Annotated in this window: 8 protein-coding genes; 4 read left to right on the top strand and 4 right to left on the bottom strand. The window is 59.5% G+C overall.

Annotated features, from left to right (window positions below; all coding sequences use genetic code 11):
* Positions 1-212: 212 nt before the first annotated feature.
* The 4 genes from queC (at position 213) to PH547_RS26060 (ending at position 3,356) form a co-directional block, all read left to right on the top strand.
* Entirely contained in the window at positions 213-923 is a 711-nt protein-coding gene (gene queC, locus PH547_RS26075) for a 7-cyano-7-deazaguanine synthase QueC (RefSeq protein ID WP_285169807.1), read from the top strand.
* Positions 923-1,279: a 6-carboxytetrahydropterin synthase QueD gene (gene queD / locus PH547_RS26070; protein ID WP_260304238.1), complete on the top strand. Its 357-nt coding sequence runs from the start codon at positions 923-925 to the stop codon at positions 1,277-1,279. Before queC ends, queD begins: the two co-directional genes overlap by 1 nt.
* Positions 1,276-2,013, top strand: a complete 738-nt coding sequence (queE, locus tag PH547_RS26065; RefSeq protein WP_285169806.1) for a 7-carboxy-7-deazaguanine synthase QueE — start codon at positions 1,276-1,278, stop codon at positions 2,011-2,013. The genes queD and queE overlap by 4 nt, the downstream gene beginning before the upstream one ends.
* 302 nt (positions 2,014-2,315) lie before the next feature.
* A complete protein-coding gene (locus PH547_RS26060) occupies positions 2,316-3,356 on the top strand; it encodes a FecR family protein (RefSeq protein ID WP_285169805.1) in 1,041 nt (346 codons plus the stop codon).
* 30 nt (positions 3,357-3,386) lie between these two features.
* On the opposite strand, the gene PH547_RS26055 is transcribed toward PH547_RS26060, so the two are convergent.
* From PH547_RS26055 to PH547_RS26040, 4 genes are all read right to left on the bottom strand, one after another.
* Positions 3,387-5,558 (bottom strand): CHASE2 domain-containing protein, encoded by a 2,172-nt coding sequence (locus PH547_RS26055; protein WP_285169804.1) that lies wholly within the window; start codon positions 5,556-5,558, stop codon positions 3,387-3,389.
* Between the two features lie 207 nt (positions 5,559-5,765).
* Positions 5,766-7,973 (bottom strand): 1,4-alpha-glucan branching protein GlgB, encoded by a 2,208-nt coding sequence (glgB, locus tag PH547_RS26050; protein WP_285169803.1) that lies wholly within the window; start codon positions 7,971-7,973, stop codon positions 5,766-5,768.
* A complete protein-coding gene (treS, locus tag PH547_RS26045; RefSeq protein ID WP_285169802.1) occupies positions 7,973-11,251 on the bottom strand; it encodes a maltose alpha-D-glucosyltransferase in 3,279 nt (1,092 codons plus the stop codon). Before treS ends, glgB begins: the two co-directional genes overlap by 1 nt.
* On the bottom strand, positions 11,252-14,482 hold the full coding sequence (locus tag PH547_RS26040) for a maltotransferase domain-containing protein (RefSeq protein ID WP_285169801.1): 3,231 nt from the start codon (positions 14,480-14,482) through the stop codon (positions 11,252-11,254).
* Positions 14,483-14,671: the final 189 nt, after the last annotated feature.

Raw genomic sequence — 14,671 nt, 5'->3', positions numbered from 1 at the left:
GCGAAGCAGGCGTCGAAAACCAGGGGGCGGTCAACTCTGCGCGAGCATTATGTCGGCATCCGCCAATGCAAGGGCCGTCATATTGCGATCTTATCGGAATGATCGAGCTGCCTTGCTTCTTGCGGGATGTGCTGCTAGTGACCCCCGCATAGCTTTGAAAGGCTCAGATATCCGGTCGCAGCCCACCCGGTCAAAACAAGGGACCTCAAATTATGAAGACTATCGTCATCTGCTCCGGCGGATTGGACTCCGTTTCGCTCGCTCACAAGATCGCAGCGGAACATCAACTCATCGGCCTCGTCTCGTTCGACTATGGCCAGCGGCATCGTAAGGAGCTGGATTTCGCTGCCGCCTGTGCCCAGCGGCTTGGCGTACCGCATCACATCATCGATATCACCGCCATCGGCAGGCACCTGACCGGATCGGCCCTGACGGATAACGTCGAGGTGCCGGACGGACACTATGCCGAGGAAACGATGAAGGCGACGGTGGTTCCGAACCGCAACGCCATTATGCTCGCCATCGCCTGCGGCCTTGCCGCCGCGCAGAAAGCGGATGCCGTCGCCGTTGCCGTTCATGGCGGCGATCATTTCATCTATCCGGATTGCCGGCCGGGCTTCATCGACGCGTTTCAGCAGATGCAAAACCATGCCTTGGATGGCTACGCCAGCGTTTCGCTCTATGCGCCCTATGTCACCGTCTCCAAGGCCGACATCGTGACTGACGGCGCGAAGAACGGCACGCCGTTTGCCGAGACTTGGTCTTGCTACAAGGGCGGCATTCGTCACTGCGGCCGCTGCGGCACCTGCGTCGAACGGCGCGAAGCCTTCCATCTCGCCGGTGTCGAAGATCCGACAGAATATGACGATCCAGACTTCTGGGTGGCGGCGACGGCAGGCTACTCGGCCGAGGAGGTGAAGTAATGTTCCGCATCACCAAGCAATTTCACTTCTCCGCCTCGCACCAGCTCGCCCACCTTCCCGCCGATCATCAATGTGCCCGGCTACATGGGCACAATTATATCGTCGAGGTGGAGCTTTCTGCCGCCGAACTCGATTCTGACGGGTTCGTCCGCGACTATCATGAGCTTGCGCCACTGAAGCGCTACATCGACGAGCATTTCGACCATCGCCATCTGAACGAGGTTCTCGGCCATGACCGCGTGACGTCGGAATATCTGGCCAAGCATTTCTACGACTGGTGCAAGCAGCGCCTGCCCGAAATTTCGGCGGTGCGCATCAGCGAGACGCCGAAGACCTGGGCGGAATACCGGCCATGAGCGAGGCGCGCGAAACCACGATCCGCGTCAGCGAGATATTCGGGCCTACAATCCAGGGCGAGGGGATATTGATCGGGCTTCCGACTGTGTTCGTCCGGACCGGGGGGTGCGATTACCGCTGTTCGTGGTGTGATACGCTGCATGCGGTAGACAGCGAATATCGCGATCAATGGCAGCCGATGTCGGTTGACGAGATCTGGCAGGAGGTGACCCGGCTTTCCGGAGGCAAGCCGCTAACGGTTTCGCTTTCGGGCGGCAATCCCGCGATTCAGCCTCTCGGGCCGCTGATCGCTCGCGGCCATGCTCAAGGCTACAGGTTTGCGCTGGAAACGCAGGCGAGCATCGCGAAGGACTGGTTCGCCGATCTCGACGTGCTGGTGCTAAGCCCCAAGCCGCCTTCGAGCGGCATGGTGACGGATTGGGACGCACTTGCCGACTGTCTCCGTCACGCGGGGGCGAGGCCGCAGATTGCCTTGAAAATCGTCGTTTTCGATGACCGCGATTATGCTTATGCGCGCGATGCTGCCGCCCGTTTTCCGCACCTGCCGGTCTATCTGCAGCCCGGCAACCATACGCCGCCTCCGCCTGAAGCAGACGACGCATCGATCGATATCGACGGCATCATGGATCGAATGCGCTGGCTGGTGGACAAGGTGACATCAGACAGATGGTTCGAAGCTCGGGTTCTGCCGCAGTTGCATGTCCTGCTTTGGGGGAACAAGCGCGGCGTTTAGTGCCGGCTCTGTTGGGCGCGCAGAGGCGGTATTGCCTAGAATCGGTCGAGCCCGGCAATCGGGGTACAGTACCGGTCTCCCCAGGTGAGCGCTGCTGAAGAATTCGGCTAGCCGCATCATCGGATAGGTTGTGTATAATCTTTTCCACGAAGATTAGGCGAGAATATCAGCGGTAGATTTCGCCCGATTTTTGGCCAAAAATAACCCGTCAATAATTCAGGCTATGCCGATTATACTCAGAAAGGATGATGGGACGTTCGAGATTATCCTATGGTAAAACATGGATAATCTTGGAGGGTCGGATGTTGTATCCGCGTGACACCGTGATCGCTGTACTGGGCGTCATGCTGCTCGCGCCCTTGCCTTTGACAGCCGCCGAGAAGGTCGGCCAGGCGGTGCTGATCAAAACCGAGGTCACGGGCCAAGGCGGCCCGATGGAGGTCGATGATCCCGTCCACCGGGACGAGCAAATTCGCACCTCCCTTTCCGGCCTTGGACAGTTCACATTTCGGGATGGCACGAAACTGGCTGTCGGAGCCGGCTCCTCTGTCGTCATCGACAAATTCGTCTTCGATGACTCGGGCTCTGTCAAAAAGCTGACCGTAAATGCGGCGAAGGGTACTTTTCGCTGGATGAGCGGAAATTCGAACCACTCGGCCTATCAGATCGTGACTCCCGCCGGTACGATCGGTGTGCGCGGGACGGTATTTGATTTCTATGTCGGTTCCAACGGCACGACGGCGGTCGTTCTGTTGAGTGGCGCGGCGCAGTTCTGCGGTGCGGGCGGCTGCAAGCAGTTGAAGCAGCAATGCGACTGCGTCGTTGCCAAACGCAACGGTGAGATCAGCGATCCGCGCCGGGTCAACCGCGACGTTCTCAAGACGCTAGGCAATCAGCGAGCCTTGCCGTTCCTCTCCGGCGATCAACAGCTTTCAGGACGAATGGGCTTTGTCGGCGGCGGCGGATGCGGCCTGTCGACGGCGATGAAAGATCGGCCCAACGGCATATCGCCGCGCAGCGTTCCCGCGAATAATCCCGCTCCGGCACAGCCCAATACGCCCAGCGCACCGAGCCCGCGGGCCGAGGCGCCGGCTGCGCCAAGTACGCCCGAAACACCCAGCACGCCGAACACTCCAGACCCGCCAAGCACACCTGACAAGCCAGGTAAACCTCACGAGCATGACAGGGACGACGGCAAGCATCACGGTCACCACGATCATCACGGCAAAGGCGACCACGGATGGGGTGATCACAGCCGAGGCGACCAGGACGACGATGGCGATGATGATGGCGGCGACCACGGCGATCATGGCGATCACGGCGGCGGGCATCACCATCGGTAGCGCTGTTGCGGGCGATGGCCGCATATTCGGCTAGAGGTCGGCCGCCTTGTCTGCAGATTCGTCGATGAAATGTCCGGCTCGCCGCGAAATCTGGCTGTAAAATTCCTGCAATAGCCCTGTCGCCACGACCTGCGCCTTGAGCTTTGTGGCGCTGACGAGTTTGCGGCTGCTTGTCGAGCGTGTCCGCAGGGCAGCGACAAGCCGCCTGTGCATGGCCCAAAGTTCCACAAAATCGGCCGATCTTGCCAGGCGCGCATCGCCGACCACTGCAAAGAGTTTGGTCCGCATGCTCTTACCCTTCAGGGTCAGCGCTCCCGCCTCGAGCAGAGCGCAATCGGACAGCAAGCTTGCTGTCGGCTCGGATACCAGAATGTCGAAATTGATGTCCTTGCAGGCGGATTCAATGCGCGCGGCAATGTTCACGGCATCGCCGACTGCAGAGTAATTGAAGCGCGTCTCGGCACCCATGTTGCCGACGCAGGCAAGCCCGGTATGGATGCCGATCCCTATCCTGACCCGCCGCTCGTCCCCGAAACCGAATGCGTCGCTGTTATTGAGGCGAGCGAGTGTTTCCCGCATGCCCAGCGCTGCCTGCACGGCCTTGCCGGCATGGTCGGAGACATCGACGGGAGCGTTCCAGAAAGCCATGATCGAATCCCCGATGAACTTGTCGAGCGTGCCGTCATTGGCGATGACATGGTGGCTCAGCGCATCGAGCAGCGTGTTCAGGAATGCGACGAGGGCGGTCGGGGTCATCTCCTCGCTGATCTGGGTGAAGTTTCGCACGTCAACGAACATGACGGTCAGCTCGCGCTCATCTCCTCCAAGGCGCAGGGCATTGCGTGTATGTTCGATGCGATAGAGCAGCGACGGCGAGAGATAGTGGCCGAAAGCCCGCCGCACGTCACGTCGTTCCCGGTCGGTCACGAGAAAGCGAAATGCCGTCGCGGCGAAATGCGTGATCGATCCGGCGACGATCGGTGCCAGCGGGTCGAAGAGAAGTCCGCCGTAGAGGAAGGCAAGCCAGGAGGCGACAAGGGCAAAAAAGGTAATCAGCAGGCCGCAGCCAAGTGCGACCGCCGGATTGACGAAGGTGGTGAGGATCACCAGAAGGCTGCCCAAGACGGCAATCGACAGGATTTCCATCCCATCCGCCCAATCCGGCCGGGAAAGGAAGCGACCTGAAAGGATCTGCTCGACGATTTGCGCATGAATGGAGACACCCGGCACGTTTTCACCAAGGGCCGTCGTGCGGACATCCTGGAGGCCGGAAGCGGAGGTTCCGATGAAAACGATACTGCCTTCTACCGTGCTTCTGATATCGGGGGAGGGGTCTCCGGGCGCGAGTACCTTAGCTGCCGAAATATATCGTTCCGCGGTATCGGGGCTGACATAGAGCCAAAGTTCTCCCGCCGCCGTGACCGGCACCACGAAATTGCCGATCTTGACCCGAGTCAGGGTATTCGGCGTGTTCGGCGCTGCGTCGAGGACGTAGGTGGAGGCTCCCTGTGCGACACGGAGCGCTTCAAGCGCAAGATTGGGATAAAGCTGTTTGCCGTCGCTGAGGAAAAGCGGAACTGCTCGCACCACCGCCGATGATGCGCCGGGATTGAGGCTAATATGACCGAGGCCCGCGGCATTGGCTTCCAATTGCGGCTGCAGTGGCGTCGCCGCCTTGATTGCTGGCGGCGCACCGAAGGGGCTTTCGCCGGTATAGGCAAAGCCTGCCTTGACGGGCGGCAGATAGTTCCCCTCGTTGGAGAGACCAAAGCCCAGCACCACGGGCTTTCCGGATAGCGATTGGGAAAAAATCTCATCATTATCCGGCAGTTTGCCCAGCAGCGAGGGGTCGATACCGGAGACGTCGCGAACGACATTGCGAGGAGACAGGCGGTCGGGCTCGGCGAAAAGGACATCGAAAGCGATGGCGGACGCGCCCATATCGGAAAGCTTGTCCACAAGGGTGGCAATCCGGTTTCTCGGCCAAGGCCATTGACCGAATTCGCGTAGGGACGCTTCGTCTATGTCGATGACCCGGACAGGCTGGTTCTCGAAGGTCCGGGGCACCAGGCGCTGATACTGGTCGAATGTCAAATCGCGGGCGAGCCGTAGCAATTGAGGATCGCTTGCCCGCAGGATCGTCAGCGCTGTGACGATCGCCAGGCCGATAACGACGCCGATTTGCTGCGCGCGCGTCACCATTACGGTGTCAGTCCCTTTGCCCCCGCTTCCCGGCAATAAGTAGCAATTCGGAGAGATACAAAAATCTATTGATCTGCTGCTGCGCCGAGGAAGAATATGCTGCCTTGTTCCTGGGAGCGATGCAATGATCAAAGTATCTGAGGAATACCGAACAGGATTTTTGCGCAGTCAGCTAGCATGAGGCTGGCTCGGTGGCCGCTCTCGCAATCATCTAGGGCTTTTAATGAAGATGGTCGAGAGTGGCGGCAGCCGAAGGGATAGCGAGGCGGGGCGCCCGTTCAGCGAAGACAAGGCCGCCGGCAGCGCCCCGTTCACCAAGCCGGTGCCACCATATTCATGTGCATCGCTATTGAACTCCTCGATCCATATCCCTTCGGTCGGAACGCCGATGCGATAGTTGTCGCGCGGAACGGGCGTAAAATTCGACACGACAAGGATCGAATAGGAGCGGTCTTTCGGAAACCGTAGCATCGCGAAAACGGAATTGGCCGCGTCGTCGACCACCGCCCATTCGAATCCTTGTGGATCAAGATCGCCGAATTGCAGGGCTTCCTCCCTGCCATAAAGGCCATTCAGATCTCTTACCAGACGCTGCAAGCAGGCGTGTCGCGGCTGGTCGAGGACATCCCAGGTCACGGATTGATCGTGTTGCCACTCGCGCGGCTGGGCGATTTCCCCGCCCATGAAAAGAAGCTTCTTGCCCGGATAGCCCCACATGAAAGCGAGATAGGCCCGAAGATTGGCGAATTTCTGCCAGGTATCGCCCGGCATTTTCGTCAGAAGCGAGCCCTTTCCGTGGACCACTTCATCGTGGGAGAGCGGCAGCATGAAGCGTTCGGAATAGGCATAGATCATGCCGAAGGTCATCATGTCATGATGATGGCGGCGGTAAACGGGATCCTTGGACATGTAGGTGAGGCTGTCATGCATCCAGCCCATGTTCCATTTGATGTCAAAGCCCAGGCCGCCTTGCTCCGGTGGTTTCGTCACACCCGGCCATGCGGTGGATTCCTCGGCGATCGTGAGTGCGTGCGGGCATCGTTGATGAATGATGCTGTTGAGGTGTTTGAGGAATTCGACCGCTTCCAGGTTCTCCCGTCCGCCATATTGATTGGGTATCCATTCGCCTTCATTGCGGCTGTAGTCGCGGTAGAGCATCGAAGCCACCGCATCCACCCTCAGGCCATCGACGTGATAGCGCTCCAACCACTCCAAGGCGCTGGCGATCAGGAAGCCTTTCACCTCGTTGCGGCCGAGATTGTAAATCAACGTGTTCCAATCCCCGTGGAAACCCTCCCGGGGATCCTCGTGTTCGTATAGGGCGCTGCCGTCGAAGCGGGCGAGGCCCCAGACATCGGTCGGAAAGTGCGCGGGCACCCAATCCAGGATCACACCCAGGCCTGCTCCATGGCACCGATCGACAAAATAAGCGAAGTCTTCCGGTGTGCCGTAGCGTCCTGTCGGGGCGAAAAGGCCCAGAGGCTGGTAGCCCCAGGAGCCGCCGAACGGATACTCCATGATGGGAAGCAACTCTATGTGGGTAAACCCCATGTCATGCGCATAGGGGACGAGCCGCTGGCTGAGTTCGATCCAATCGAAAGACCTGTTGCCGTCCTGAAGATTTCGAAGCCAGGAACCCACATGCACTTCGTAGACCGAGACGGCCCCTTCCAGGCCATTTCTCGATTGTCGGGAATGGATCCATTTGTCATCGCTCCAGCGGAACGGCCTTGAGGAGGCGACGATGGAGGCGGTGGAAGGAGCAGCTTCGCTCGCCCGCGCCACCGGATCGGCTTTTTGTGGAAGGCGGGTGCCGCTTGCATCGATAATCTCGAACTTATAGCGCTCGCCGGGCGTCAGCCGGGGAATGAAGATTTCCCAAACGCCCGCAGGCGCCCGCAGGCGCATGGGGTTGCGTCGGCCGTCCCAGGAATTGAAATCTCCAACCACCGAAACCCGTCGCGCGTTCGGCGCCCATACCGCAAAGCGAACGCCGGCAATGCCGTCGATCTCCATTGCGATGGCGCCGAGAGTCCGGCTCAGATTGTAATGGGTTCCCTCGGAAATCAGATGGAGATCGAGTTCGCCGAGCAGAGGCCCGAAGCTGTAGGGATCCTCAGTCGTTTGAACCGCGTCCGGCCACTTGATCCGAAGGCAATAGTCCATTTTTGAAGCAATGGCGGCGGCAAACAGTCCAGCGGGGTGAACAAGCTGGCAGGCCGTCAGGACATGGCCGCTCGCCGTGTCGATGATATCAACCGCATCGGCGCCGGGCATGAAGACACGCACGATCGTGAATATGCCGTGCTTATGGATCCCAAGGATGGCAAACGGATCGCCATCGCGTCCTTGCATCAGTGCCGCAATCGCGTCGTGTCCGATGTCGGCGAGAAGATCGGAGCGTTCGATATCCACTAGCGAGCCTCCATAAGATTGGACAGGATGCCCGAAAGCCCTGCCAATGGAATGGGCAGCCATTTTGGCCGGTTCCGCGCCTCGTAGGCGACTTCATAAGCAGCCTTTTCCAGAAGAAAGGCGTCGAGAATCCTGCGCCGCTGTTGGGGCGGCATGGACAGTGCAGCCGACGCAGAAATTGCCTCGAAATAGGCGGTTAAAAAAGCCCGTTCGGCATTCCCGGCGAAACGCGCGATGGCCTTCCGCCGACGCTCGTTCTCGTGCTCGATGACCGCATCATTGTCGAGGTCGGCGGTCGCGGCGAGATAACTCAGCGACCGCAACAGTCCGGCCACATCCCGCAAGGGACTTGTCTTGGCCCGGCGCTCGGCAAGGTTCCTCGCGGGCTCGCCTTCGAAATCAATGATCACCGCATCGCCTTCGCTGACGAGGATCTGGCCGAGATGAAAGTCGCCATGCACGCGTGTCATGAGCGTGCCGCGGACGCTTTCGGCCAGCATATCGGCGAGGTCGATAATCGATGCCTGGCGCTTCAGAAGCGGCCTCGCCAGCGCATCGATATCCGGATCGGCGGTCTCATCCAGTTCCGCAAGCTTCGATAGGGCATAGGAGACTTCGCCGGTGATTGCTTTCTTCAGCAATGCGACCTCGGCATCGGCCGCAGTGACCGGTTTGAAAGCCTCCTCCTCGGTACTTTGGGCGAGAACCACATGCAACTCGCCGAGCCGCTGACCGACCATGCCGACGAAGTTCGTCAGCGACTGGAAAAAATCGTCGCGCGGCTGAGCGGCCGGATCGCTCAAGGCGAATTCGTCGGCGGCGCGACGAAGATTGCTCAGCATCCAGTTCCAGGCGTCGCCCTGGTTTCGGATCGCGCCCTGGACGATGAGGAGAGTGGATCGGCGTCCGCCGGAATCCGTATGCGCAACCTCGCCCAGGAAGGGGGCAGTGTGGTCATAGCCGGCCCGGGTCAGAAAGCGCGTCATCTCGACTTCCGGATGCATGCCGGGAAAGATATGCCGGATCAGTTTGATGATGACCAGGTCGCCGATGATCAGCGAACTATTCGACTGCTCTGCCGAGAGCCAATGGATCGGCATGTCAGCGGTCATTTCAAGATGATCGAGCTGATCGGTACCGATGAACTCTATGGTTCCCGTGCGGCCGGTGGTGTGGGACCGTTCGCAAAGGCCGCGCACGATCCCGCGCGCCATCGCATCCACGGCAAACCCGTCCGTCAGGAAGCCGACGCGCCGGCCCTGGCGGAGCCTGCCTAGCGCGAGCTGCTGGGCGAGTATGGGGGGCTGTGTGTCATCCCACGCCACGGCGAGCGGAAGCTGGTACGATTCCATGTGATCCGGAAGCGTCGCCTCCAATTCACCGAGCACGACGCCTTCGGCAAACGGGATAGGTGTCGCAGAAATCAGCCGGGCCGCCTGCAGCGTCTGGTCTTTCGCGCCAAACCAGCGGCGCTTGGCAAGATAGGCCGGCAGGATCTCGGAATTCAGGATGTTCGCATGCCTGGGCTCATCCACCAATTCCAGCAGGTTCCGGCGGATGACCATCGTCAACAGGTCGGGGAGCTGCTCGGGAGGGGCTGTCCGCCAGGCGGGCCCATCCGCATCGGCGACCAACTGGAACCAGAAGAAGCCGTAGGGCGGTAGCGTCAACAGGTAGGTCAATTGGCCAATGGGCGGAAATGGCGACATGCCCGTCAATTCTATCGGCACGCGCGCCTCGAACTGTGACAGGTCGAGTTCCACGGCCTGCGGCAGCCGGGAAAGATTGGCAACGCAGAGAATGGTTTCGTCTTCGAATTCGCGAAGATAGGCAAGAATCTTACGGTTGTCCGGCGAGAGGAAACGCAGCGAGCCGCGTCCGAATGCCGGATGTTTGCCACGCAGCGCCAGCATCCTGCGCATCCAGTTGAGAAGCGAATGGGCATCCGTGCTTTGCGCCTCGACATTGACGGCTTCAAATCCATAGAGCGGATCGGCAATCGGCGGCAAAACGAGGCGCGCGGGGTCCGCGCGCGAGAAGCCGGCGTTGCGGTCGAAAGACCACTGCATCGGGGTCCTGACACCGTCCCTGTCGCCCAAATAGATATTGTCGCCCATGCCGATTTCGTCGCCATAATAAATCACCGGCGTTCCCGGCATGGATAGGAGAAGCGCGTTCATGAGTTCGATGCGGCGGCGGTCGCGCTCCATCAGCGGCGCAAGGCGCCGGCGGATGCCGAGATTGATGCGCGCGCGCTTATCGGAGGCATAAGTTTCCCAGAGATAATCGCGCTCGGCGTCGGTGACCATTTCGAGCGTCAGCTCATCGTGATTGCGCAGGAATATCGCCCATTGGCAGATGTCCGGAATTTCTGGCGTCTGGCGCAGGATATCGGTGATCGGAAAACGGTCTTCTTTGGCGATCGCCATGTACATGCGCGGCATCAGCGGGAAGTGAAACGCCATATGGCATTCGTCGCCGTCGCCGAAATATTCGCGCGTATCTTCCGGCCATTGGTTCGCCTCAGCCAGCAGCATCACGCCGGGATGGGTCGAATCCAACGCCGCGCGTATCCGCTTCAGGATCGCGTGGGTTTCGGGCAGGTTCTCGTTGATCGTGCCTTCCCGCTCGACGAGGTAGGGGATCGCATCCAGGCGAAAACCGTCGATGCCCGTTTCCAGCCAAAAGCGCATCACTTTCAGCAATTCTTCCATCACCAGGGGATTGTCGAAGTTCAGATCCGGCTGGTGCGAGTAGAACCGATGCCAATAATAGGCGCCGGCGACCGGATCCCAGGTCCAGTTGGATTTTTCGGTATCGACGAAAATGATGCGGGTTTCTGAAAACCTCTGATCGGTATCCGACCAGAGGTAAAAATCCCGTTCGGGCGACCCTGCCGGCGCTTGGCGGGCACGCTGGAACCAGGGGTGCTGATCCGAGGTGTGATTGATCACGAGTTCGATGATGACGTGGATATTGCGCTGATGGGCGGCGTCCACGAAGGCGCGAAAGTCCTCCATCGTCCCGTAATCCGGACTGACGTTGCCGTAATCGGCAATGTCATAACCGTCGTCGCGGCGCGGCGAGGGGAAGAAGGGCAGCAGCCAAATGGCGTTGATTCCAAGCGCCGCGATATGGTCGAGCTTTTGATGCAGCCCCGCAAAATCGCCGACGCCATCATTATTGCCATCGTAGAACGATTTGATATGGAGCTGATAGATCATCGCATCCTTGTACCAGAGCGGATCGCGTTCCCTGTCGCGCTGCATCGTATCCATTCATGCCTCCCTTGACCGGACGCGCCAGATCGCGAAGGGCAGGCTTTGTGGATCAAGCCTGATCCTCTGCCGTTTGCCGGTCCAACTGAAGCGACCGCCGCCGATGAGATCCTCGGCGTCCAACGTGCCGCCATCCCCGAGTGACCAGTGCCAGAGCGGTATCTCAATCTCGCTCTCCTGCGGATGATCGGGATCAAGGCTGATGGCGACGAGCAGGACGTTGTCGCGGGCAGGGTTCGCTTTTTCGAAAAAGAGAATATTTTCGTTGGGTGCGTTGAGAAGCGTTAGCCCCAGATGCGAATGCAATGCGCTGTTTTCGCTTCTGATCCGGTTGAGCATCCGGATTTCGGCGATGATGTTTCCGGGCCGATCATGATCCCAGGCGCGGATCTCATATTTTTCGCTGTCGGCATATTCTTTCCGCTTGGCGTCGGGACGTCCCTCGCAAAGTTCGAAGCCGTTATAGACACCCCAAAGACCTGAAAGAGTTGCCGCGAGCGCGGCGCGGATCAGGAAGGCCGGGCGAGGGGCATCCTGCAGAAAATCCGGATTGATATCATGCGTGTTGACGAAGAAATGCGGGCGGAAAAAATCCTTCGCGGCTGTCTGGGTGAGCTCCCGCATATATTGCTCGAGTTCCCACTTGGAATTGCGCCAGGTGAAGTATGTGTAGGATTGGGAAAAGCCGAGCTTTGCAAGCCGGTACATGACTTTCGGCTTGGTGAACGCTTCCGACAGGAAAACCACATCCGGATGACGCGCCCTGATATCGTCGATCAGCCATTCCCAGAAAGGAAACGGTTTGGTGTGGGGATTGTCGACTCGAAACAATTTTACGCCCTGATCCACCCATAACTGGACGACCCGCAGCAGCTCGAGCCATAGCCCGGGCACCGAATCCTTCGTGTAAAAATCGACGTTGACGATGTCCTCGTATTTTTTCGGCGGGTTCTCGGCGTAACGGATCGTCCCATCCGGCCGCCAGTCAAACCAGCCCGGATGCTGCTTCAGCCACGGGTGATCAGGCGATGTCTGGATGGCGAGATCGAGTGCAATCTCGAGGCCATGATGCTCGGCCGCTTTGATCAGGCGGCGAAAATCCTCAAAAGTGCCGAGTTCCGGATGGATGGAATCGTGGCCGCCATCGGCGGAGCCGATGGCATAGGGGCTGCCAGGATCGTCGGGGGCCGCCTGCAGGCTGTTGTTGCGGCCTTTCCGGTTGGTCGAACCGATCGGATGGATCGGCGGGAAATAGAGCACATCAAAGCCCATGTCGCGAATGGCGGGCAGTCTGGCGATAACGTCATCGAAGGTGCCATGCCTGTCTGGATCGCCGCTCTGCGACCGCGGGAAGATTTGGTACCAGCTTGCATATGCCGCGCACTTCCGCTCGGCCTCGACTGCGCTAGCCTCCGAGCGAACCCGGAATGGCCGCTTGTCGGCTCGCGCCATCAGATCGGACGTATGCGCATTGAGCAAAATTGAGGTCCGCTCCGCCTGGGAGGAGAATTCCAGTTTCTGAAACAGGGCCTGCAGCTCGGCTCGAAGGGTGCCTTGCGCCTCTGCAAGCGCTGCACGAATGAGGTTCATTCCTTCCTGAATCTCGAGCTTGAGATCGAGCCGTGCCTCGTTCTTCTTCGCCAGCTCATAGCGAAAGATCGCAAACAGGCTCCTCCAGGCTTCGACTGCGAATTCATAGCGACCGACCCGCTCCAGCGGGAATTCGGCGCGCCAGCGATCGTTCTCGACCAGCCGCATTTCCGCCTCGCTCCATGCGCTCGCATCCATGGAGCGCCACATCAGAGCCGCGGCGATCGGATCATGTCCGTCGGCGAAGATGTCAGCCTCGACGGAAACGATGTCACCGACAACCCGCTTGACTGGAAATCGTCCATCATCGACCCGCGGCATGATGTTTTCGATTGCCAGGCGCGGCGAAGCGGTTGCCCGTGCAATGTCGAGTGTTGGGGCGATCGTGATCGGCGTCGACGCCGTCGCCTCGAACGCGATGATTTCTCCCGCGCGCAGGCGAAGGGTCGCATCAATCCCATTCGAGAAGGGGAGAAAGCCAGACGCTGCTTCGCGTAGCGCCATCAAAGGCGCAGGCGCACTTTGCCGAAGGTCTCGGTTGAGGAGGATGATCTGTATACGGTCGGCGTTCCGCAGATCCTCTTCGTTTGAATGAATGAGAGCCGATACCGGGCTTTTTGCGCTGCGGATGAGAGAAAGCGACGAATGAAATCTCGCGCCGTTCGTGCCGATTTGCGTGTTGGCGGCGCGAATCTCGGAGGAGATATCGAAGGTCAGGTCATGGCGAAGACCTCGCAATCCCGATCCGTCTCCATGGGTGGGATCGAGCGGCAGCGCGGCGCCATATTCGAATCCCATTGGGACCATGAGCCCGCCGCTCAACGACGTGGCAAGCCGCAACGCCCTTATGGACCGGCGCTCGCGTATTTCCCGGCTTTCCGTGCCGTGGGCCATACGTTTGGCAAAGGGCGGCTCTGGAAAAGCGATTTGCCAGCCAAGCGGCTGCTGGACGCGATGTTCCTCGATGAACCACCTTTCGTCGAAGTCCCACCAGGCCATCGATGAAAAGCAGCCATTGAAGCCTGCACCGTCCAATCCAGCTCGCGCCTCGAAGGCGGTACCGGGCGTCCAGGCAAAGAATTGCACATTCGGCGCCTTCTCCCGGACCGCTGCGATCAAGGATCGCCATAGCTCCGGGGGCACCCGATCGGTGCCAAGGCAGCGATAACCCGATATTCCAAGCTGCGTCAGTGCCTGCAGCCGTTTTGTCCACTCTGCCAATAGCTGCGATTGCTGATCTTCCGCGGCGAGGGTGACAAGCGAGCTGCGCGCGTCCAATGGCGAGAGCCTCGGATCGAGCGGGCGCGTATCCTCGGATGCGTCGCGCGCCTTCCTGTCGAGCACGAGGTCCATCATGAGCGCCATGCCGCGCTCTCTGGCCGCCAGCGTCAAAGCTCTCAAACCATCGACGAGAGATGTTCCAAGCGAGAATTCAGGGTCGAGATTTTCGAAATTCCGTGCTGCGAACACGCTGTCGCCGCCCCGCTCGAAAAGAGGTGCGGTCAGAACTGTATCGAAGCCGATGTTCTTTGCGTGGTTGAAGACTTCGCGCCAGGCATCGATCCCTCTGAGAAGCAGGGGATTGACGTAGTAAATCTGGGGTGGAGTGCTCGGCAACCCCTCGTTCGCAGTTGATGTCATCGCCGCTGCTCACGTTGGTTCGACATGAGAGTTCGACATGACAACTTTCGCCGCCGCCGCTTTGTTCCCTTTTTTATGCCGCCAGATTGGCTCGCCGACATGTTCTCCCTTGAAGCAGCATGATGCCTCTTCAGATCGTCGTGCCAGATTTTCCCGCGTCTATAAGCAGTTACCGAATTCCTTGCTGCG

This window comes from Rhizobium cerradonense (assembly GCF_030182455.1).
Classification (GTDB): domain Bacteria; phylum Pseudomonadota; class Alphaproteobacteria; order Rhizobiales; family Rhizobiaceae; genus Rhizobium.
Note: the sequence above shows the minus strand (reverse complement) of the source record. Positions and strands in the feature narration are given on the sequence as shown.